We start from the raw sequence: 19,603 nt of genomic DNA on the forward strand, positions 1-19,603 counted from the left end.
TAGATCAGACATGTTACCGCTCGATTTTCGAACCGTGAATCACGCCGCTGGACGGAAATCAATGGGTCCTGACCCTAAGGCTCAGATCAGGGTATTTGCCAAACGAGAGCAACTTCTCTTTACCCATCCAGCGGTACTTGAAACGCCACAGCTTGGAGACGTTCGGATTGACCAACACGAATAAGCCATCAAAGTCGGCCTGCTTAAAGGGCTTTTCTTTGGGCTTCAGCGTGCGGACCTTGACATCGCTTAAAACAGGCATCTGGGGGTGCCCTCATTTCACGACCTCGGCAGTACCCCGATTCATACCCCCATTCAGGGTGGATTAAGCGGGATCGCTCCGGACAAACTCGGACAAAGGAGCCGATGTTTTTGATGAAATTCAGACTATTAGAAGACGTTATAAACCACAAATGGAAGTGATTGTGGTGCCCGGGGGCGGAATCGAACCACCGACACGAGGATTTTCAATCCACTGCTCTACCCCTGAGCTACCCGGGCACGGGAAAGGCTGATCGCCTTGGGTGCAGGCCTTCTATGCCGTGGCGCTGGCGGTGTCCAGAGGGTTTTTGAAAGAAAATCGTCAATGTTTGAAGTGCGATCCCGTTTCGCCCGAGGACAGCGCCTTTTCGGTTTCTTCCAGCGCTTTTTCAATGTCTTCCGGGTCCTGGCTGGGGACCGCGTAGCTGCCGTTCAGCCAGCGCGCCAGGTCGCGGTCGGCGCAGCGTTTGGAGCAGAACGGGCGATAGGTGGGAGTGGTTTCTTCACCGCACAGGGGGCAGCTCATTTCAGGACCTCGCGTAGTGGGATGCGGCCGCGTTTGCGCTGCAGCTCGAAATGGCCAAGGTTGGTCCAGCCGACCAGAACCGTTTCCTCGCTGTCGGCGCGACAGGCCGCGCGCAGGGCGGTTTCAAAGGCGCGGCGGTCCTTTTTCGGCATCGGCGCAAGGTCCAGGACGATCTGACCGCCCAGACCGCGGATGCGCAGGGCACGGGGCAGGGCGCGGGCGCAGGCCATGTTGGCCTTTACTCCGGCCGCCAGAGAGGTATCCGAGCCCGTATTCACGTCCACTGCCACCAGGGCGCGGGTGGGCTCAACGAACAGGAAGGCGCCGCCCGAGAGAGGCTCGCGACTCCCGCGCGCATCCTCCAGCGCATCCAGCACGCCGTGGCTTTCGAACCCTCCTGCTGCGCTTTCTACATCCGCAGGCTCCACCCAGTCACGCCAGGCGCGGATATGCGGGCCGTCGCCCTCGGCGAGGGTTTCCACCTCGGTGCCATGATCGTTCAGCACCTGATCGGCCAGGGTGGCCATGGCGGCGATGTCTTCGGCGACCTCATCCGCGTCGGCGCCATCGCAGGCAGAGCGCAGGATCAACCCGTAGTCGCTGCCCGCCATCACCTCATGGGCGATTTCCAACAGGCGGTCGCGCTCATCCTCGTCCCGGATCGAGCGGGAGACATTGAGACCCGGAGCTTCTGGCGTCACAATGGCGTAGCGGCTCTTGAACAAGAGCTTCTGCGTCACCGGGATGGCCTTGCCCGGTTCGGCGTAGCCGGTGACCTGGACCAGCAGCTGCTGTCCCGGTGCCATCCCCTTGACCTGGCGCAGGAAGGCGGGGCCGTCGGGGGTGGTCAGGAACATGCCGCCCTGACCCTTTACGGGGCGGTCGGCGCGGGCGCGGTAGACGGTGCCGGGGACGGGGGCATCGCCGTCGATCAGGAAGTCATCAAGCTTGCCATCCACCATCAGGGCTGCGGCTTCGCGCCCGTCGATATGGTCCAGAATGATCGTGCGGCCCTTCATGCGGTGGCCTCCTTGTAAAGCGGCCAGCCTGCGGCCTGCAAAAGATGGGCGGTTTCACAGAGTGGCAGCCCGACAATGCCGGTGAAGGAACCGTTGATCCAGGGAATGAAGGCCCCGGCAGGCCCCTGGATGGCATAGCCGCCCGCCTTGCCCTGCCAGTCATCCGTGGCGAGATAGGCGTTCAACTCTTCATCCGACAGGCGCTTCATCTTGACCTGGCTGACCACATCCTTTTGCCAGATGCGGGCGCCCCGGCGCACAGCGACCGAGGTGATGACCCGGTGCCGTCGTCCCGACAGCGCCAGAAGGAACTCGGCGGCCTCCCCGGCGCCCTCGGGCTTGCCCAGGATCCGGCGCCCCAGCGCGACGGTGGTATCGGCGCAGAGCACCACGTCATCGGCATCGGCAGCCACGGCGGCGACCTTTTCACGGGTGACGCGGGCGCAGTAGTCGCGGGGCAGCTCCCCCTTCTTGGGGGTCTCGTCGATGTCCGGCGGGCGCACCGCCTCCGGGGTGACGCCAAGCTGCGCCAGAAGCTCCAGCCGCCTTGGGCTGCCCGATCCCAGAATGAATGCCATGAATGGCCCCTTGCTGTTGCCTGCCGTCAGATGTTTCAAGCCGTTCTAGGAGCAAAGCCCGAAAAACAAAAGCCCGGCATCGGCGCCGGGCTTTGCTTGTCTGGTTTTGCCGAGTGGTCGGACCTGAGCTTACTTGAAGCGGTAGTTGATCCGGCCCTTGGTCAGGTCATAGGGGGTCATTTCCACCTGGACCCGGTCGCCGGCCAGAACGCGGATGCGGTTCTTGCGCATCTTGCCTGCCGTATGTGCGATGATTTCATGGCCGTTTTCCAGCTCGACCCGAAACGTCGCATTGGGCAGGAGTTCCTTCACGACACCGGGAAATTCGAGCGTATCTTCCTTGGCCATGTTCTCTCCATCGTTGTGTTTCCCCGTCAGATTGCGGGGATGCGCTTAAATGGGCGCATTTTGCCAATTTTTCAAGGGCGCAATCACTGCATGGGGCGAATTGTGACAGATTTTACCCTCGGTTCCTGCTCGTCCCAGTGGCTGCGGTTGCGCACAACGCCCGCGCGGCGCACATCGGCAATGGTGGAAAGGTCCACATCGCCATAGGTCCAGCCGGGTTTGCCCAATGTGCCTTCGGCCAGCACGCCGGTGGAGGGGAAGCCCGTGTCAGGCGGGCCGAAGATGCCGCCCATGCCGATGGTCACATCTACCGATTCGGACCAGTCGGCCTGCCCGACCAGCGAGGCCATGGCCGTGACGCATTGGTTTTCCAGCGCCCGCGCCATTGAGCCGATCCTCACCCGCCAATAGCCCGCCAGCGCCTCGGTGCAGGAGGGCACAAGGATGATATCCGCTTCGGCCAGGGCGCGGCCCAAGAGGGGGAATTCGCTGTCATAGCAGATCAGCACGCCGATCTTGCCAAGCGCGGTGTCAAACAGCTTCAGCGGTCCGCCGCCCACGACATCCCAAGGGTCGCGCTCGAACATGGTCATGATCTGCTTGTCCTGGTGATCGCGCTGGCCGGTGGGGGTGTAGAGCTCGGCCCGGTTCACCGGCCGGTCAAAGCCCGCATTGACGGGGGCCGAGGCGCCGAGGATGTGCACGCCGTATTCAGCAGCCAGTTTCAGATGCAGGGCCGCCGCATCCTCCATCCGGTCCGACACGGCATGGAGCGAGCGTTCCAGATCGCGGGCGGCATCTGCCCCATCCAGCGTTGCCAGCTCCATCGCGCCATATTCGGGAAAGACCAGAAGATCGGCGCCTTCCTTGGCGGCATCCCCGACCCAGGAGGCAAGCTTGTCTTCATACTGGGCCCAGCTGTCGAGCCAGTCCATCTGATAGGCGGCGGTGGCGATTTTCATCTACTCTCTCCTGTCAGGCGGCCAGGCCGCCAAGTGTTTCGAGCTGAGCCTACAGATCCCGGATCCAGAATTGTAGCGGTTTGCGGGTCTCACCCGGTTGATCCACGTCTCTCCAGGAGAACTCTGCCACAACATCGGGCAGGGGGGCATAGCCGCGTTTGCGCCAGAAGGGATCGAGCGGGGCATAGTCCGCCGGGCGCAGCGGGTGATCCGCCGGGCGCATCACGCCGCAAAAGGCGGCTTTGCTAAAGCCATGGGTGCGGGCGTGGGCCTCGCGGGCATCAAAGAAGCCGTGGCCTGCGCCCTGGCCGCGATACTCGGGCAAGAGCACCGATTCGGCGCAGTAGAAGACCGTACTCAGGTCGATGCCGGTGCCCGCAAAGGCGGCGGCGAAATCATCGGCGTGATCGGCCAGCGGCGTTCCGGTGGCCGCGCCCACAAGGCGGCTCCCGTCAAAGGCGCCCACCACCACCGCGCGCGGACTGCCACGGTAGCTTTGCATGTAGTCGCGCTCATAGGCGAGGTCGCCATCATAGAGATAGGGCCAGGCGCGGAAGACCTCGATCCTGAGCGCGGCCACATCATCCAGTGCGGCTTCCAGCGCCGCACCTGTCAGAGGCTCGATCCGCAGCGCCATCAGGCGGAGACCTGCGCCACCCAGTCGGCGAGATTGTAATAGGTGGTGACGCGGGAGATCTTGCCGTCCTTCAGATCAAAGAAGGACCCCGCAGGCAGGCGGTAGCTCTGGCCACGCGCCTCGGGCAGGCCTGCGTCGGTTTCCAGGTAGGTGCCATTGACGATGTATTCGGCGGCGGCGCGGGTGCCGTCCTCGCTGGAAAAGATCACCATATCGGTCAGCTCTTCGCGGTAGCAGCGACTCATGTGGTCGCAGAACTCGGCGAATTTCTCGCGGCCCACGCGGATGTTGCCCTCGTTGACGTGATGCGCGACGTCATCCGAGAGGCAGTCGATCATAGTGTCGGTGTCGCCTGCGTTGAAGGCTTCGAAATAGCGCGCAATGGTCTTGCTCATAGCAGCTCCGTCGGTTCGCCCCAGCGGGCCTTGAGGTGTTGAATGATCTGGTTGCGGGTCTGTCGGTAGCTGTCCAGCTTGGCCTCGCGGGTTTCCCCCAGGCCGGTGGGATCCATGATCGGCCAGTATTCGACCTGCAGGTGGAAGAACCGGGTCAGTTCCAGCGCGCGGCGCTGGCTGGCCGGTGACAGCGCCACCACCAGGTCGAAGGAGGACAGATCATCGCCCCATTGCTCCATCTCGTCGAAAGAGCGCGACCGGTGGCGTGACAGCTCGACCCCGATTTCCTGGCAGACGGCGATGCAGAAGCCGTCGATCTCCATGTCATTGTGGACACCGACCGACTGCACATAGGTGCCGGTGCCGTAGAATTTCTTCATGATCCCCTCGGCCATGGGGGAACGGACCGCGTTATGGTCACAGCAGAACAGGATGGACTGCGGCAACTGCTCCACCCGTCAGCCTCCGAAATGCAGGACGCAGATCAGGGTGAACAGACGGCGGGCGGTATCGGTGTCGATCTCGGCCTTGCCGTCCAGCCGTTCCTGCAGGACTCGGCTGCCCTCGTTGTGGATGCCGCGCCGGGCCATGTCGATGGTTTCGATCTGGCTGGGGGGCATGGTTTTGACGGCGGTGAAATAGCTCTCGCAGATCTGGTAGTAATCCTTCACCACCTGCCGGAAGGGCGACAGCGACAGGTGAAATTCGGCCGCCTTCTGCCCGTCTTCGGTGGTGATGTCGAAGACCAGCCGCTTGTCGCGGATTGCCAGCCCCAGATGATAAGGGCCGGGCGGAACCTCGCGGTCGTCGCGGTCGGGGAGGGTGAAGGAGTTTTCCTCGATGAGGTCAAACAGCGCCACCTTGCGTTCCTGCTCGATCTCTGGCGTGGGGGGCGGCAGGTTGCTGTCGTCCAGCTCAATGTGACTGATGCGGCTCATGGAAGCGAGACCTCTTATCCTTGTTCGCATCCTCACTAGCCCATGGGGCGCGGCGCGGCAATGATCTGAGAGAGGCCGCCGCGCTGCGTCACCACGCGTGAAAGGTGGGATCAGTCGTTGAGCGCGTTCAGCCGCACCGTGACCGACAGGCCGTGTGCTTCCAGGCTTTCGCTTTGCGCCAGGGTTTCGGCGGCAGGACCGATGGCGCGCAGGGCCTCGGGGGTCATCCGGGCCAGCGTCGTGCGTTTCAGGAAATCCATCACCGACAGGCCGGAGGAGAACCGCGCCGAGCGCGCCGTGGGCAACACGTGGTTGGGGCCGCCCACATAGTCCCCGATGGCCTCGGGGGTGTATTGGCCAAGGAAGATGGCGCCGGCGTGAATGGTCTGCTGGCTCAGCCCTTCGGGATCACCGACGCAGAGTTCAAGGTGCTCGGGCGCGATGCGGTTCGACAACTCTGCCGCCTCATCCAGGTCGCGCACGGTGATCACCGCGCCGAAGTCGCGCCAGCTGGCGCCCGCGATGGCGCGACGGTCCAGGGTTTCCAGGCGCTTGTCCACGGCTGCGGCCACCGCGCGGCCAAACTCCGCATCATCGGTGATCAGGATCGACTGGGCGCTTTCGTCGTGTTCGGCCTGGCTCATCAGGTCCAGCGCGATCCAGTCGGGGTTGTTGTCCTTGTCGGCGATCACCAGGATCTCGGAGGGGCCAGCGATCATGTCGATGCCCACCTTGCCAAAGACGCGGCGCTTGGCGGCGGCGACAAAGGCGTTGCCGGGGCCGGTGATCTTGTCCACGGGGGCAATGGTTTCGGTGCCATAGGCCAGCGCTGCAATCGCCTGGGCGCCGCCGATGCGGTAGATCTCATCCACCCCAGCCAGACGCGCGGCGAGCAGAACCAGTGGATTGAGCACCCCATCGGGCGTCGGCACGGTGATGGCGAGGCGTTCCACCCCGGCGACCTTGGCCGGAATGGCGTTCATCAGCACCGAAGAGGGGTAAGAGGCAAGCCCGCCCGGCACATAAAGCCCGGCAGCAGAGACCGCCGACCAGCGCCAGCCAAGGGTCGCGCCCGCCGTATCGGTCCATGTGTCGTCCGGCGGCATCTGGCGTTCGTGATAGGCGCGGATGCGTTCGGCGGCCAGTTCCAGCGCCTTGCGTTCCTCTGCGGGCACGCCAGCGATGGCGGCATCCACCTCTGCTTCGGAGATCGCCAGCTTGTCGGCGCTCAGGTTCAGCCGGTCGAACTTTGCAGTCAGCTCGATCAGCGCCGCATCGCCGCGTGCCCGTACATCTGCGATGATATCGGCGACAACGGCATCCACATCCGGGCTGTCCTCGCGCTTGGCGCTGAGAAGCGCGGCAAAGGCGGTTTCGAAATCGGCATCGGATGTATCAAGGAAAACGGGCATCTGGTTTCTCCGGCTTTGCGCAGGGGACATATAGGGCGGCGGGCAGCGGGACAAGCCGCAGGGGCTGGGTGCAGCATTTTGCCCTTGGGGCGAAGGAGGATCAGCCCGCGCCGTGATCGGGCGCCTTGCCCGAAGGCGCGGTATAGGGCCGTGTCACATCGCGCAGATGCAGCTCCAGCGCCTCCACCGACAGGCGGATGGCGCCATCGCCGGCCAGGGTCAGCACCAGATGGCCTGCGCCATCCTCGCCAGGTTCGAACGACAGCGACAGAAGCGACAGCACCAGATCCTTGTCGCCACGATCGACCCCCTGCGAGGCAACGCCCAGCACATTGTCCACCACCAGAAGCGACTGCACCCGTTCATAGGCGCGCGCGCGCCGTTCGGCGGCAGCGCGGTCTTCCCAGCGGAAGCGGTTGATCAACAGGGCAAAGCGGCGCTCGGCGGCCTGCCAGCGCATTTCGGTGACCGGAAAGACCGAATCCTGCACCAGAGCCGAAAGGACCTTCAGATCCTCCTCTTCCTGGGCGCCCAGGTTCAGCGGCGCCTCGCGGCCCTCTTCAAATGTTGCGTCAGCCATCAGTTCCCCTTGATCCGTTCGATCTTGGCGCCCACGCCAGAGAGTTTTCCGACCACATGCTCATAGCCGCGATCCAGGTGGTAGACCCGGTTGACCAGGGTTTCCCCCTCGGCAGCGAGACCGGCAAGGATCAGAGAGACCGAAGCCCGCAGATCGGTGGCCATCACCGGCGCGCCCTTCAGGCGTTCCACTCCGGTCACGGTCGCGGTGCCGCCATGCACATCGATGCGCGCACCCATGCGGGTCAGCTCGGGCGCATGCATGAAGCGATTCTCAAAGATCTTCTCTTCCAGAACGCTGACGCCATCGGCGGTGCACATCAGCGCCATCATCTGCGCCTGCAGGTCGGTCGGGAAACCGGGGAAGGGTTCGGTGGTGACATTCACGGCCTTCACCCGGTCACCCCTGCGGCGCACTTTCAGCCCTGCACCCGTTGCGGTGATATCGACGCCCGCCTCGTCCAGTTTCTCGGCAAAGGATCCGATCAGATCCATGCGTCCGCCCAGAAGCTCTACCTCGCCGCCGCAGATGACCGGCGCCAGCATATAGGTCCCCAGCTCGATCCGGTCGGTCACCACCTGGTGGGTGGCGCCATGCAGGCGATCGACGCCCTGCACCTCGATGCGCGAGGTGCCGTCGCCTTCGATCTGCGCGCCCATCTTGCGCAGGCAGTCGGCCAGGTCGGAGATCTCCGGCTCGCGCGCAGCGTTGTTGATGACGGTGGTGCCCTTGGCCAGTGTTGCGGCCATCAGGATGTTCTCTGTCGCGCCGACCGAGGCAAAGGAGAGATCGATCACCGCGCCTTTCAGCCCGCCCGGTGCCTTGGCATGCAGGTAGCCGTCGCGCAGGTCGATCTCGGCGCCCAGCTTTTCCAGGCCGAAGATATGCAGATCCATCGGGCGCGCACCAATCGCGCAACCGCCCGGCAGCGACACCACCGCCTGACCCAACCGCGCCAGCATCGGCCCCAGCACCAGGTTGGAGGCGCGCATCTTGCGCACGATGTCATAGTCGGCCACGTGATTGTCGAGGTCATGGCTCGACATCGCCTGCACCTGCCCATCCTGCAGGGCAGAGACCTCGGCGCCAAGGGAGCGCAACAGCTCGGTCATCGTCTTGATGTCGCTGAGGCGCGGCGCATTGGTCAGCGTCAGCGGTTCTTCGCTCAGAAGTGTCGCGGGCATCAGCGTCAGACAGGCGTTCTTGGCCCCTGCGATCGGGATCTGACCGCTGAGCGGCCCATTGCCCGTTACCAGAATCGAATCCATCTGCCTTACCCTTCCGAACTGCCTGCGCCAGAGTCCTGTTTGGTCGCACGTGCCTTGGCCTGCGCCTTGCGGCGGGCCATGTTGGCCTTCAGCGCCGCCTTCAGGCGGTCCTCACGACTTGTGGACTGACCACTGGTTTTTGGTGATTTTTTATCTGCCATAAACCTTGTGTAACTTAGTGCGAAAAAACCGTCCAGAATGGTCTTGCGCACCTCTGCGTTTATCCCTAAAAGCCCCCTCACCGGCGCTGCTGTAGCTCAGAGGTAGAGCACTCCCTTGGTAAGGGAGAGGTCGAGAGTTCAATTCTCTCCAGCAGCACCATTTTCCATTATGTATGTGAATGATATGCCCGGCGCCAAGCGCGATGGGTGCCCCATGCCGCGGTTTGCGGCATAGGTCGGGGATAGCCGACGGGAACGGGGCCGGAGCCCCTAGTCACAGGACTCATTTACCCTGCACCACTGGCGCCAAATCCACGAGATATTAGGGGTTTGGCGCGCTCCGTGCATGGTGGCTCTATTCGCAAGCGTTAGAAGCCACTGAGATGAAGTGGATTTGACGTCCTTCGGATGTGACGGAATTTCCGCCTGCTTGCCTCTCAATGCGTTGAAATAGAACCACTATTGCTGCAGCATTGCTCGTGAGTAGGCAAAAATTCTGTCAAACCAGTGGTGCAGGAGTAATGAGTCCTGAGCTTCGGTCCTACCAGGCGTTATAGGCCAGGTATTTTCCGGACATCTCGACCTTCACCCGGTCGCCTTTCGGATTCTCGACGCGGGTGACGGTCATGTCGAAATCGATCGCAGACATGATGCCGTCGCCGAATTTTTCGTGGATCAGGGCTTTCAGCGTCGGACCGTAGACGCCGACAATCTCGTAGAATCGGTAGATGCAGGGATCGGTCGGCACCGCTTGCTCCCAGATCTTGGTCGGGCTTTCCTGCAGAACGGCCGAGGCTTCGGGTGGCAAGCCAAGCGCGCTGACCAGAGCGTCGGCCTTTTCCGCGGGCATGGCGTTCATGCCCATCGCCGCCGAGTGGGTCCAGACCGCAGACATGCCAATCGCCTCGGCGATGCCTTCCCAGGTCAATCCGCCCTGTTTCTTGGCCTGGATGATCATCGCGGTGACGTCTTCGCGGGTCATCGTGGTTGCTACTATGTCCATGAGTTTTCCTTTCGGTTGGGGGAGGGTGTCATCGAGTGGCCAGCAGGACCAGCACGAGGCCAAAAAGCAGAGCCGAAATGGTCTGCCAGAACCGCGTCGGATCGCGTTCCGCCAGGGGGCGTTGGGCGCTGCTGCGGCGTCCCGGCGGCGGCGCGGTCAGGCCCGCATCCAGCTCTGACAGGGCGGCAAATCGCCTGTGGCCAAGCGGATGCGTGGCGCGGCGCAGCGTGTCGTCGATCCAGTAGGGCACCGCGTTTTCACCATCGACCGCCGGGCGATAGCGCAGCCGCGCCCTGTCGCGGCGATTGCAGACACGGGCGGCATCGGCGCCGAAAGGCAAGCGACCGCTCAGCATCTCGTAGATGATCACGCCCAGGGAAAACTGGTCCGAATAGGGGCCGATCTGATCGCCGACGAAATACTCGGGCGCGGTGTATTGCAGCGTGCCGAGGATAGCCTCTGCGGGGTCGGCCTTGCCCTCTTCGACACCCTGCACGCGGGTCGCACCAAGATCGATGATCTTCAGGGTGCCCTCTGTGTCTATCATCATGTTTTCCGGCCGGAAATCCTGGTGCAACATGTCCGTGCGATGAAAGGCACGCAGTCCAAGGATCATCTGGCGGGCAAGGCTGCGCACCTCTGCGATGGACGGCTGCGGGTTGTCGTTCATCCATTGGCGCAGGGTCTGTCCCTCGATGAACTCGGTGACCACATAGAGACCAGAGCGGTTCTCGGGGGCCGGGGCCGCGCGTAGCACATGGGGCGAGCACAGCCTGCGGGCGATCCATTCTTCCATCAGGAAGCGACGCAGCAACACCGGTTCCGATTTCGTCTCGCTGGCGGGCATTTTCAGGGCTACCTTCTGACCATCGGGGGCGATCGCCAAGAAGATATGGCTGCGGTTGTTTTCGTGGATCTTGCGGACGATCCGAAATCCATCAAGCGTATCACCCGGCTCTGGCAAGGGCAGCAGTGGCAGGTCGCCGTCAACCAGATCGGCCAGCGGGTCGGTCTCGGGCAGGGCGTCCACGCGCAGGATCTGCAGGGTCAGGTCGTCGCGGCTGCCCGCCTTGCGGGAGGCTGCGGCAATGCTGGCCGCGGCGTCATCCAGTGTGTCGGCGCCGTTGATCGTGGTGATCACCCCATCGGGGTCCCAGTGATCATGCACGCCATCGGTGCTCAACAGGAAGATGTCACCCGGCCGCAGCTCCACCTGGCGGTAGTCCACGGCCAGAGTGTGATCAAGCCCAAGCGCCCGGTTCAACTGGGGTCCGGCGCCGGGCACCGGGATGACATGATCCTGTGTCAGCGGCTCCAGGCTGATGCCGGAAATGCGCCAGGCTCGGCTGTCTCCGACATGCAGGATATGCGCGTGGTGACCTTTCAGGATCAGCGCGGTGAGGGTGCAGATATGGCCCAGTTCGGTCCGCTCCGGCATGGATCGGCGGTTCAGCCCATGGAGCCAGGCATTGGTTGCCGAGATCACGTTGCTCGCGGCGGTCTGTACGCCCCAGGCATCGGAGGTGGCGTAGTAATCGGTCATCAGGCTTTTGACGGCGATCTCCGAGGCTTCGTGACTGACTGGGCTGGGCGTTATCCCGTCTGCAATCGCCAGGGTCACGCCCTTCAGCCGCAGCGCCTTGCCTTCGGGAACGCTGGCGCCAAAGAAGTCCTGGTTGCGCTTTCCTTTCAACCCGGCCTGAGAAAACTGGCCGAGTTGCACGCAAAGCGTGGATGTCTGGTTTCCGTCTTTGGGCATGGCAAGGCTCTGCATCTGGATCGGATCAGCTTGGCCGCACGGAGGGCGATCCGTGCGGCCGGTTGGCGTGATCGCCCGACTTATTCAGCCGGGACGCCCTTGGGGTCACGTGAAGGGCTGGTCTTGTAGTAGGTCGAGTAGAGCATCGCGCCGACAAAGGTCAGGCCGCCAACGAGGTTGCCAAGAACGGTCGGGATTTCATTGTAAAGCAGGTAGTCGCCCCAGGTGAAATCCGCGCCCATCAGGATGCCGATCGGGAACAGGAACATGTTCACGATGGAGTGTTCGAAGCCCATGTAGAAGAAGATCAGGATCGGCATCCACATTGCCATGATCTTGCCCGAGGTGGAGGTCGACATCATGGCGGCCACAACCCCGGTCGAGACCATCCAGTTGCACATGACCGCACGGATGAACAGGGTCAGCATGCCACCGCCACCGGCTTCGGCATAGCCTACGGTCCGCGAGTGCCCGATGGCCATCAGCTTTTGCCCGACCGCGTTCGGCTCGGTGGTGAACCCCATCGTCAGCGTGACGGTAATGAAGACGGCCGTGGTGAAGGCCCCGGCAAAGTTGCCGACAAACACCAGGCTCCAATTGCGCCAAAGCGCCTTCATGTCGACGCCGGGGCGCTTGTCGATCACCGCCAGGGGCACAAGGGTAAAGACCCCTGTCAGAAGATCGTAGCCCAGCAGGTAAAGGGTGCAGAAACCGACCGGAAACAGCAGCGCGCCGATTATGAAATGACCGGTCTGAACGGCAATGGTGACGGCAAAGGCAGCAGCCAGCGCCAGGATAGCGCCTGCCATATATGCACGGATCAGCGTATCCTTGGTGGACATCAGCGCCTTTTTCGCGCCGGCATCCACCATTTGAGCAGAGAACTCGGCAGGTGTTACATATGACATTTCGGTTCAGTTCCTCTTGTCTGGGTGTCCTGGCCTAAAGGCAGGTTCAGGTTTGGATGACGTGTCTGAATGACAGGGGGCCGCGCTTCAGACGGTTCAGGACGATTTCATCGGTGACAGAACACGCAGATCTTGAGCCCGCTGAACGAGACGACAGCTCGCGCAGGGGGAACGGGCCGCACACTAGTGTGCAAACGCAGATGCTACATGTGTTTCTGGCACGCAGCGCCGTTGCTGCGGAGTTCAGACCGGGCCCGTGCGCAACAATACGTGGGCCTGGTTCTGGCAGTGTGACGCTGACTTCATCGCCAGTCGCAGATCAAGCAGAGCGCGTGGAGATAAGGTCTGTCAAACCATTTTGCCAAAGTGGCCCCGGCAGTTTTTGCCGCCCATACGCGATTTGGTGACATTTTGTGCGAGTTTTGCCGCTGGATGTACAAAAAGTACCGCAGTTTGATGCTGCGGTGCAGAATCGTCGGGACGGATCGCTGACACTGGGCGCCGGTATTTATCGGCTTGCGCGGCGCGAAGGGCGTCAGGAGATGGCCGTTTGCGGAGCGGGCAGGAGCAGGGATTGCCCCCATTCCGATCGCATCTGCGTATTATTCAGCCGCCCACAGGCAGAAAGCACGTATCTGACCGGGATTTTGCATCCGCTGCTTGCCTCAGCCGCGGGCTGTGCTTTGCTTGCCCTAATAAACGCACAGCTCAGCATCCCGGACGACGAGGTCCGACGCAGCAGAGGTGATGCGGCCTGCCCCAGTCGGACAGCGCCGTCCGGTGAATGAGTTGGCAAGTGCCTCGGGCCTTCGGGCGAGCAGCATTGCAGATCTCTCCCCGCGCGCATGCGCGACCTTCAGAAACAACCGTTCATGCGGCTGGACCGCAGTGTTCGTGGATTATGGAACCAGGAAAATGTCTCAAGCCGCGACAGGATTTACCGATGAACAGCAACGCTACCTGATCGACGTTCTCACCAGGCTCAACCTCAATCAGGCCTTTCAGTCGGGTGGCGGCCCCTCCGAACACGAAGAGATCAGCGTTTACGGTGTGCCGCTGGACGACCTAGCAAAGGAAGAGGTCGCGAAATTCAACATGCATCCGCTGGACATGTGGCACATGGTCGAGAAATGGGAGGCCGAGGGCCATCAGGCCGCCGGTCTCGATAACTTTCTGCTGCGCCACCTGGGCTTCTTTGACGTTCGGCCCGCGCAGGAGGGCTATATGATGCGGATGCGCTGCCCCGGGAACATCATACGGGGCGACCAGATAATGGTACTGGGCGACATCGCCAAGGATCACGCGGGTGGCTATGCACATGTAACCACACGGGGCAGCCTGCAACTGCGCGAAATCATGCCCGGCAACGTCATCCCGATTATTGAAAAGATGCAAAGCGTAGGGCTGACCGCGCAGGGCACCGGGGCTGACAGCGCGCGCAACCTGACCCTGTCGCCGCTTGCCGGTTTCGATCCGCTGGAGCTGATCGATCTGCGCCAGCAGGTGTCTCGGCTCAGTCTGCGCATTCTGCGCACGCGGCAATTGCAGGGCATCCCGCGAAAGTTCAACATCTCCTTCGACGGGGCGGGCTATATCTCCTGCGTTTCCGATACCAATGACATCTGCTTTCAGGCCGTCGAGATCGGCGAGAACGATCACGGGATCGCGCCGGGGATCTGGCTGCGCATCGCGCTGGGCGGGATCACCGGCCACAAGGATTTTGCGCGCCGTACCGGGCTGGCCTGCCGTCCCGAAGAAGCGGTCGATGTGGCCGAGGCAATGTTGCGCGTCTTTGTCGCACATGGCAACCGTACAAATCGCGGCAAGGCGCGCCTGAAATATCTGCTGGAAGGGAAGGGTGTCGATTGGTTCTGCCAGATGGCGCAGGAGAAGCTGGACGCACAGGAGCGGGGTGTGGTGCTTACCCGCTTGCCGGACGGCATCGAGGCCCCCCGGATGCCGGTGGCACGTCAGGCCCATATCGGCGTCCACAAGCTGAAGGACGGCTTGAACTACATCGGTGTCGCCCTGGAGTTGGGCCGCATGTCCGCCGAGCAGATGCACGCGCTGGGCCGGATTGCGATGACCCATGGCTGCAATGACATGCGCCTGACGGTCTGGCAGAACCCGCTGATCCTGGGCGTGCCAGACACTGCGGTGGCCGAGGTCCAGCGGGATCTTGCCGCAATCGGTCTCAGCGATGCGGCCAGTGCCTTTGCCGCGGGTGCCGTGGCCTGCACGGGCAAATGGGCCTGCAAGCTGGGGCTGGCCTACACAAAGGCCGATGCGCAATCCATCGTATGCCATCTGCAAAGCAAATAAAGGTTGGACACTCCGATCAACATCCACCTCACGGGCTGTCCGAATTCCTGCGCCCAGCACTATATCGGCGATATCGGCCTGGTCGGCACGACCGCACCGGGGGGCGGCGAGGGCTATAACATCGTGCTGGGCGGCGGGTCGGATACCGATCAGGGGCTTGCCCGGCCGCTGTGTGGTCCGGTGCCCAGCGCCGCGGTCCGTGACATTCTCGATCACGTGGTGGGCCGCTAAATGGCCGAGCGTCGCTCGCAGCAGAGCTTTCTCGATTTCACCCGCAGCTTGAGCGACGAGGAGCTGAAGCGCCTGGTGCCGCAGGGCTTTGCGATCGCCAGTTAACAGAGTGACTGAACCGGATATCCCATCATGACTGCTCAAGACCCCAAAATTCTGGAAAACCTGGCAACCGCGATTGGCCAGGCTCACGGCACCGCCCCGGCGACATTCATCCCCGAGGATGCCCCCTTTGACGAGGCGCAGCGCCACTGGCTGAATGGCCTGCTCAGCGGATTGCACGCGATTGCCTCGGCGGTGGCTGGCGGCGGTCCGGAGGCCGAGGTGGGCACCGCGCTGGCCATTCTCTATGGCTCGCAGTCGGGCAATGCCGAAGCGCTGTCCAAGGATCTGCGCAGGTTCTCGAAAACCCGAGGGTTCGAGGCGACGGTGGCGGCGCTGGATGATCTGCAGATCTCGGACCTTGCGGCGATCAATCACCTGCTGATCGTGGCGGCCACCTTTGGCGAGGGCGAGTCCACCGACAATGCGGTCAAGTTCTGCGCTGCCTTGCTGGACGACGCCGCGCCCGACCTGCCCGCGACGCTGAACTACAGCGTCCTTGGGTTGGGGGATTCCAGCTATGCGGATTTCAACAAGACGGCCAGAGACATCGACCGTCGCCTGGGCGAGCTGGGCGCGACCCGGGCGGCCGAGGCCGTGTTCTGCGATGTGGATTTCGACGATGGCTATGCCGCCTGGCGCGAGGCCGCCCTTGCCAGCGATCCGTTCAAGAGCGCCGCTGGCGCCGCCTCGGCGCCGGAGCCGGTTGCCGCAGGCCCCGCCTTTGACAAGAACCACCCGTTCATGGCCACGTTGACGGTATCAGAGCGGTTGAGCGGTGCGGGATCTGCCAAATGCGTAAATCGTATCGAACTGTCGCTGGCAGGCGCCGGGGCGGATCTGGACTATGCCGTTGGCGACGCCTTGGGTGTCTGGACGATGAACTGCCCCAGGGAGGTGCAGGAGATCCTGACCGCCACCGGCCTGAGCGGGAAGGAGGTCGTCGAGCTGAAAACCGGCCCGGCGCCGCTGCGCGCGGCCTTGCTGACGCGGCTTGACGTGCAGACCGTGACGCCGAAAACGCTCGAGACCTGGGGCGTCGAGCCATCAGCGGGGGATGTCCATCTCATCGACCTGCTGAAAGCCGGGCTGGCGCTGGACGCGCAGGGGCTGGTCGACGGGATGCGCGCCTTGCAGCCGCGACTCTACTCGATTTCCTCCAGCCCCAAGGCGCATCCGGGCGAGGTGCATCTGACTGTGGGCGAAGTGCGCTACGCCATGCATGAGAGCGACCGAAAGGGCGTGGCATCGACCTATCTCGGGGAGCGGCTGCCCGAAGGCGGCAGCATCGGCGTCTATGTGCAGAAATCGGCCCATTTCCACCTTCCCGATGACGACGGGGTGCCGCTGATCATGATTGGACCCGGCACCGGAATTGCCCCCTTCCGCGCCTTCCTTGAAGAGCGCGCGGCGCGCGGCGCCGAGGGGCGGAACTGGCTGTTCTTCGGAGATCAGCACGAGGCCTGCGATTTCCTCTACCGCGAACAGATAGAAGCCTGGAGCGAAAGCGGTGTTCTGGACAAGGCCAGCCTGGCCTGGTCCCGTGACGGGGCTGCAAAGGTCTATGTGCAGACCCTGCTGAAGGAGAACGGCCCCGAGGTCTACGACTGGCTGGAGAAGGGTGCCGCACTCTATATCTGCGGTGATGCCAGCCGTATGGCGGCGGATGTCGATCGCACCCGGCGGGAGATCATTGCGCAACAGGGCGGCAAATCCGATGCGGAGGTCGCCGCCTATATGGAGGCCCTTGCCGCATCGCATCGCTATCAGCGGGATGTCTACTAGGCTGAGGATCAGGCAGGCCGTGTCGCGACCACGTGTCGGCCCCTATTGGCCAGTGGTGACCGACAGTGACCCTGGTGATTGAGGCAGGACCCTAGTGATTGAGGTGGGCGCGCAGCTCTTCGGCTTCGCGCCGGGCGTCGCGCAGACCCTCCATTGCGGCGTTCAGCTCTGCCTCGGTCTGGGTCAGCTGGTTGGTCAGCTCCGCTTCACGCTGCTGCAGGTAGGTGATGGCCTGATCGCGGGTTTCCTCGGCCTCGTGCAGCTCCTGGCTCATGCGGTCCAGATCGGCGACATCGCTTTGGCGCACGCGGGTGAAGCGATGTACCAGCCAGTTTGCGAACCAGCCCATGGCAAAGGCGGCAAACAGGATGATGGCGGTGGTGAGGATGAACTCTGTTCTGTTCATTGGTCCGATGTCTCCTGTTGCGTGTCATCATCTGTCGGCGCGTCTTCCTCGGGCACCCCCTCAGGCGGGCCTTCCGGGGGGCTTGCCTCATCGGGGCTCTCTTCCAGGTCCACGGTGGCCGGCGGGTTTTCGGCGGCGCTGTCCAGCAAGGTTTCTTCCTGGTCGCTCTCGGTGGCGCCCGTCGTGGGCAGCATCAGGCGGAATTCGATGCGCCGGTTGGCTTCGCGCCCCTCTTCCGTGTCATTGGGGGCGATGGGAGTGCTTTCGCCATAGCCGCGCGCAACATAGGTGGAGGTCAGGATCCGCCGGGCGCGCAGTTCGTTCAGCACCGATTGCGCCCGCGCCTGGCTCAGGTTCTGGTTCATCTCCTCGCGGCCTTGGCTGTCGGTATGGCCCTGGATTTCCAGCCGGATCGGGCCGCATTCCTCCAGGATCGCGGCGATCTGATCGAGGATCACGCCACTGTCGGCCTGCACCGTGGCCGAGCCGGGTTCGAAACTGATCTTGCCGGCTTTCATCTGCACCCCGGCCAGTTCCGCCTGGCAGAGCTCCGGTGCCATGGGCTGATCTTCCGGGGCGGGGGGCTCTTCGTAGGTGACGTCCAGCGCGTAGGTCTCTGCCTCGCCGAGCTTGGTCGACAGGAACCGGGCGATCTCTGCCGGGGCGTCCTCGCGATGGCTCATGCCGCGCAGATCCAGGTTGTCCGGGGTCACGGTCACGGCACCCCGTTGCAGGTAAGAGAGCACCTCAAGACCCGCCAGGACCCGCACCGGCCAGTCGGCGGGTAGTCCCTCGGCGATCCGTGTGGCCGTGTAGACGTTGTCCGAGCCGAACCGCGCCCGGGCATAGCTGTCGGCGATGGTGCGGGTGCTGGCGTCGGTGATGCGCCCGCGCAGTTGCACCTGCCCTTCGGGGCTGAGTGTTGCGGTGAACTCCGGCGCCCCCGCTGCGGCGGCGGTCTCCGGCACGGGCAGCACCGCATGCAGGGCAAAGACCTGCGGCAGGGCGGTCTCCAACTCTCCCACCACTTTGTCAAACTGCGCTTCCGGGGTGCCTTCGGCGGCAACCAGGGTGATATCGGCATTGGCGATGGTGACAGACCCCTGACCCAGCGCGGCCAGGCTCTGAATGCTGCGTTCGGCGGCCTCGGCCCATTTGGGCGAGGGAACCCCCATACCGATCACGCAGGTGGCCTCTCCCTCAAGTCCGGCGGCACGGGCGGCGGCCAGGATGCGGGTGCGGCTTTCTTCGCTTTCGGCAGAGCAGGCATCGAAATGGGCGCCGTCCTCGGAAATCAGGAACCGCAGGGTAAAGGGGGTGATCACCGGCCGCGGTGCCGCGATGTCCAGGTTGATGCGGATCTGCGGCGGTGCCATGCGGGCAAGCTGCCGTTCAAAGTTGCTGCGCTCGGCGACACTGTCGGCGATGGCCGTGATCGAAACCGCCCCCGCCGTGACTGAGATCTTGGCGCGCGGCAGCAAAGCCAGGGCTTCAAGCGCGAAACGCATCGAGGCTTCCCACTCTCCCGGCGCGGGGTAATCGGCGGCTTCCAGCAGATCGCGGACCTTCTGGCTGTCCTTCCGGGCCAAATCCTGCAGATCCTCGACCAGGGCCTCGCGAGAGATGGAGAGCGGGATCAGGCCGCTGATCGAGATCCCGCTGTCATTGCGCAGGATCTCGGCGGAAAAGCGCGGTGGTGCCAGACCGGCGGCCGGGGGGACGGTGATGTCGTCAATCACCCGCGCCGCATCGACGACGCTGCCGACCAGGGAAATGGCGGCAAATCGGGTGGCCTCGTCCGGGGCGGTGCCCTGCAGAGTCACGCGCAGCCCGTCGGCGGTCACCTCGGCCCAGTGCATGCCGGTCACATCCAGGGTGCGGCGCACCTCACGCTCGCTGCCACGTTCCACGGCAGTGACGGCGAAACTGGCGGCCACCAGGCTCAATCCCGCCGCTGCAGCGAAGGAGAGGGTCGGGATCAGAAGGGACGACAGGCGCATTG

The 19,603-nt window shown here is 63.3% G+C and carries 22 protein-coding genes and 2 tRNA genes; 4 read left to right on the forward strand and 20 right to left on the reverse strand.

Features of this window, described 5'->3' with window-relative positions:
* Positions 1 to 58: 58 nt before the first annotated feature.
* From PXK07_RS14455 to PXK07_RS14525, 15 genes are all read right to left on the reverse strand, one after another.
* Positions 59 to 262, reverse strand: a complete 204-nt coding sequence (locus tag PXK07_RS14455; RefSeq protein WP_274849045.1) for an Arm DNA-binding domain-containing protein — start codon at positions 260 to 262, stop codon at positions 59 to 61.
* A 164-nt stretch (positions 263 to 426) separates the two neighbouring features.
* Positions 427 to 501, reverse strand: a tRNA-Phe gene (locus tag PXK07_RS14460).
* 82 nt (positions 502 to 583) lie between these two features.
* Complete coding sequence (locus tag PXK07_RS14465; protein WP_274849046.1) at positions 584 to 787, reverse strand: DNA gyrase inhibitor YacG; 204 nt, start codon at positions 785 to 787, stop codon at positions 584 to 586.
* Positions 784 to 1,806, reverse strand: a complete 1,023-nt coding sequence (locus PXK07_RS14470) for a ribonuclease E/G (RefSeq protein ID WP_274849047.1) — start codon at positions 1,804 to 1,806, stop codon at positions 784 to 786. Before PXK07_RS14470 ends, PXK07_RS14465 begins: the two co-directional genes overlap by 4 nt.
* Positions 1,803 to 2,384 (reverse strand): Maf family protein, encoded by a 582-nt coding sequence (locus PXK07_RS14475; RefSeq protein ID WP_274849048.1) that lies wholly within the window; start codon positions 2,382 to 2,384, stop codon positions 1,803 to 1,805. The genes PXK07_RS14470 and PXK07_RS14475 overlap by 4 nt, the downstream gene beginning before the upstream one ends.
* Before the next feature lie 129 nt (positions 2,385 to 2,513).
* Positions 2,514 to 2,732, reverse strand: a complete 219-nt coding sequence (infA, locus tag PXK07_RS14480; protein WP_005620785.1) for a translation initiation factor IF-1 — start codon at positions 2,730 to 2,732, stop codon at positions 2,514 to 2,516.
* Between the two features lie 83 nt (positions 2,733 to 2,815).
* A complete protein-coding gene (locus PXK07_RS14485; RefSeq protein ID WP_274849049.1) occupies positions 2,816 to 3,694 on the reverse strand; it encodes a carbon-nitrogen hydrolase family protein in 879 nt (292 codons plus the stop codon).
* A 49-nt stretch (positions 3,695 to 3,743) separates the two neighbouring features.
* The gene (locus PXK07_RS14490; protein WP_274849050.1) at positions 3,744 to 4,331 is read right to left on the reverse strand and encodes a GNAT family N-acetyltransferase; all 588 of its coding nucleotides are present in this window, start codon (positions 4,329 to 4,331) and stop codon (positions 3,744 to 3,746) included.
* A complete protein-coding gene (locus tag PXK07_RS14495; RefSeq protein WP_274849051.1) occupies positions 4,331 to 4,726 on the reverse strand; it encodes a ketosteroid isomerase-related protein in 396 nt (131 codons plus the stop codon). Before PXK07_RS14495 ends, PXK07_RS14490 begins: the two co-directional genes overlap by 1 nt.
* Entirely contained in the window at positions 4,723 to 5,181 is a 459-nt protein-coding gene (locus PXK07_RS14500; protein ID WP_274849052.1) for an arsenate-mycothiol transferase ArsC, read from the reverse strand. The genes PXK07_RS14495 and PXK07_RS14500 overlap by 4 nt, the downstream gene beginning before the upstream one ends.
* Positions 5,182 to 5,184: 3 nt before the next feature.
* A complete protein-coding gene (locus PXK07_RS14505; RefSeq protein ID WP_274849053.1) occupies positions 5,185 to 5,664 on the reverse strand; it encodes a UPF0262 family protein in 480 nt (159 codons plus the stop codon).
* A 110-nt stretch (positions 5,665 to 5,774) separates the two neighbouring features.
* The gene (gene hisD, locus PXK07_RS14510; protein WP_274849054.1) at positions 5,775 to 7,076 is read right to left on the reverse strand and encodes a histidinol dehydrogenase; all 1,302 of its coding nucleotides are present in this window, start codon (positions 7,074 to 7,076) and stop codon (positions 5,775 to 5,777) included.
* Between the two features lie 100 nt (positions 7,077 to 7,176).
* Positions 7,177 to 7,656 carry a DUF2948 family protein gene (locus PXK07_RS14515; protein ID WP_274849055.1) on the reverse strand — a complete coding sequence of 160 codons (480 nt, stop codon included), beginning with the start codon at positions 7,654 to 7,656 and terminating at the stop codon, positions 7,177 to 7,179.
* Entirely contained in the window at positions 7,656 to 8,924 is a 1,269-nt protein-coding gene (gene murA, locus PXK07_RS14520) for a UDP-N-acetylglucosamine 1-carboxyvinyltransferase (protein WP_274849056.1), read from the reverse strand. The genes PXK07_RS14515 and murA overlap by 1 nt, the downstream gene beginning before the upstream one ends.
* Before the next feature lie 5 nt (positions 8,925 to 8,929).
* The gene (locus PXK07_RS14525) at positions 8,930 to 9,136 is read right to left on the reverse strand and encodes a hypothetical protein (RefSeq protein ID WP_274849143.1); all 207 of its coding nucleotides are present in this window, start codon (positions 9,134 to 9,136) and stop codon (positions 8,930 to 8,932) included.
* 34 nt (positions 9,137 to 9,170) lie between these two features.
* Here PXK07_RS14525 and PXK07_RS14530 point away from each other — a divergent pair.
* Positions 9,171 to 9,245: transfer RNA gene (locus PXK07_RS14530), tRNA-Thr, on the forward strand.
* 381 nt (positions 9,246 to 9,626) lie between these two features.
* On the opposite strand, the gene cynS is transcribed toward PXK07_RS14530, so the two are convergent.
* The 3 genes from cynS to PXK07_RS14545 form a co-directional block, all read right to left on the reverse strand.
* Positions 9,627 to 10,088 carry a cyanase gene (gene cynS / locus PXK07_RS14535; RefSeq protein WP_274849057.1) on the reverse strand — a complete coding sequence of 154 codons (462 nt, stop codon included), beginning with the start codon at positions 10,086 to 10,088 and terminating at the stop codon, positions 9,627 to 9,629.
* A 28-nt stretch (positions 10,089 to 10,116) separates the two neighbouring features.
* Complete coding sequence (locus PXK07_RS14540; protein WP_274849058.1) at positions 10,117 to 11,847, reverse strand: bifunctional protein-serine/threonine kinase/phosphatase; 1,731 nt, start codon at positions 11,845 to 11,847, stop codon at positions 10,117 to 10,119.
* 80 nt (positions 11,848 to 11,927) lie between these two features.
* The gene (locus tag PXK07_RS14545) at positions 11,928 to 12,755 is read right to left on the reverse strand and encodes a formate/nitrite transporter family protein (protein ID WP_274849059.1); all 828 of its coding nucleotides are present in this window, start codon (positions 12,753 to 12,755) and stop codon (positions 11,928 to 11,930) included.
* Between the two features lie 915 nt (positions 12,756 to 13,670).
* Here PXK07_RS14545 and cobG point away from each other — a divergent pair.
* The 3 genes from cobG (at position 13,671) to PXK07_RS14560 (ending at position 17,195) form a co-directional block, all read left to right on the forward strand.
* Complete coding sequence (gene cobG / locus PXK07_RS14550) at positions 13,671 to 15,077, forward strand: precorrin-3B synthase (protein WP_274849060.1); 1,407 nt, start codon at positions 13,671 to 13,673, stop codon at positions 15,075 to 15,077.
* Between the two features lie 3 nt (positions 15,078 to 15,080).
* Positions 15,081 to 15,308 (forward strand): hypothetical protein, encoded by a 228-nt coding sequence (locus PXK07_RS14555; RefSeq protein ID WP_274849061.1) that lies wholly within the window; start codon positions 15,081 to 15,083, stop codon positions 15,306 to 15,308.
* A 132-nt stretch (positions 15,309 to 15,440) separates the two neighbouring features.
* Positions 15,441 to 17,195 (forward strand): diflavin oxidoreductase, encoded by a 1,755-nt coding sequence (locus PXK07_RS14560; RefSeq protein ID WP_274849062.1) that lies wholly within the window; start codon positions 15,441 to 15,443, stop codon positions 17,193 to 17,195.
* 91 nt (positions 17,196 to 17,286) lie between these two features.
* On the opposite strand, the gene PXK07_RS14565 is transcribed toward PXK07_RS14560, so the two are convergent.
* Both PXK07_RS14565 and PXK07_RS14570 read right to left on the reverse strand, forming a co-directional pair.
* Positions 17,287 to 17,601 (reverse strand): hypothetical protein, encoded by a 315-nt coding sequence (locus PXK07_RS14565; RefSeq protein WP_274849063.1) that lies wholly within the window; start codon positions 17,599 to 17,601, stop codon positions 17,287 to 17,289.
* Positions 17,598 to 19,601: an OmpA family protein gene (locus PXK07_RS14570; RefSeq protein ID WP_274849064.1), complete on the reverse strand. Its 2,004-nt coding sequence runs from the start codon at positions 19,599 to 19,601 to the stop codon at positions 17,598 to 17,600. Before PXK07_RS14570 ends, PXK07_RS14565 begins: the two co-directional genes overlap by 4 nt.
* Between the last annotated feature and the right edge of the window lie 2 nt (positions 19,602 to 19,603).

The organism is Phaeobacter sp. QD34_24 (genome assembly GCF_028890115.1).
Lineage (GTDB): Bacteria > Pseudomonadota > Alphaproteobacteria > Rhodobacterales > Rhodobacteraceae > Phycobacter.

Coding starts and splice junctions, on each gene's coding strand:
- PXK07_RS14570 (WP_274849064.1), bottom strand. CDS start 19,601: ATGCGCCTGTCGTCCCTTCTGATCCCGACCCTCTCCTTCGCTGCAGCG.
- PXK07_RS14565 (WP_274849063.1), bottom strand. CDS start 17,601: ATGAACAGAACAGAGTTCATCCTCACCACCGCCATCATCCTGTTTGCC.
- PXK07_RS14515 (WP_274849055.1), bottom strand. CDS start 7,656: ATGGCTGACGCAACATTTGAAGAGGGCCGCGAGGCGCCGCTGAACCTG.
- PXK07_RS14465 (WP_274849046.1), bottom strand. CDS start 787: ATGAGCTGCCCCCTGTGCGGTGAAGAAACCACTCCCACCTATCGCCCG.
- hisD (WP_274849054.1), bottom strand. CDS start 7,076: ATGCCCGTTTTCCTTGATACATCCGATGCCGATTTCGAAACCGCCTTT.
- cobG (WP_274849060.1), top strand. CDS start 13,671: ATGTCTCAAGCCGCGACAGGATTTACCGATGAACAGCAACGCTACCTG.
- murA (WP_274849056.1), bottom strand. CDS start 8,924: ATGGATTCGATTCTGGTAACGGGCAATGGGCCGCTCAGCGGTCAGATC.
- PXK07_RS14485 (WP_274849049.1), bottom strand. CDS start 3,694: ATGAAAATCGCCACCGCCGCCTATCAGATGGACTGGCTCGACAGCTGG.
- PXK07_RS14490 (WP_274849050.1), bottom strand. CDS start 4,331: ATGGCGCTGCGGATCGAGCCTCTGACAGGTGCGGCGCTGGAAGCCGCA.
- PXK07_RS14475 (WP_274849048.1), bottom strand. CDS start 2,384: ATGGCATTCATTCTGGGATCGGGCAGCCCAAGGCGGCTGGAGCTTCTG.
- PXK07_RS14560 (WP_274849062.1), top strand. CDS start 15,441: ATGACTGCTCAAGACCCCAAAATTCTGGAAAACCTGGCAACCGCGATT.
- PXK07_RS14495 (WP_274849051.1), bottom strand. CDS start 4,726: ATGAGCAAGACCATTGCGCGCTATTTCGAAGCCTTCAACGCAGGCGAC.
- cynS (WP_274849057.1), bottom strand. CDS start 10,088: ATGGACATAGTAGCAACCACGATGACCCGCGAAGACGTCACCGCGATG.
- PXK07_RS14455 (WP_274849045.1), bottom strand. CDS start 262: ATGCCTGTTTTAAGCGATGTCAAGGTCCGCACGCTGAAGCCCAAAGAA.
- PXK07_RS14545 (WP_274849059.1), bottom strand. CDS start 12,755: ATGTCATATGTAACACCTGCCGAGTTCTCTGCTCAAATGGTGGATGCC.
- PXK07_RS14540 (WP_274849058.1), bottom strand. CDS start 11,847: ATGCCCAAAGACGGAAACCAGACATCCACGCTTTGCGTGCAACTCGGC.
- infA (WP_005620785.1), bottom strand. CDS start 2,732: ATGGCCAAGGAAGATACGCTCGAATTTCCCGGTGTCGTGAAGGAACTC.
- PXK07_RS14470 (WP_274849047.1), bottom strand. CDS start 1,806: ATGAAGGGCCGCACGATCATTCTGGACCATATCGACGGGCGCGAAGCC.
- PXK07_RS14505 (WP_274849053.1), bottom strand. CDS start 5,664: ATGAGCCGCATCAGTCACATTGAGCTGGACGACAGCAACCTGCCGCCC.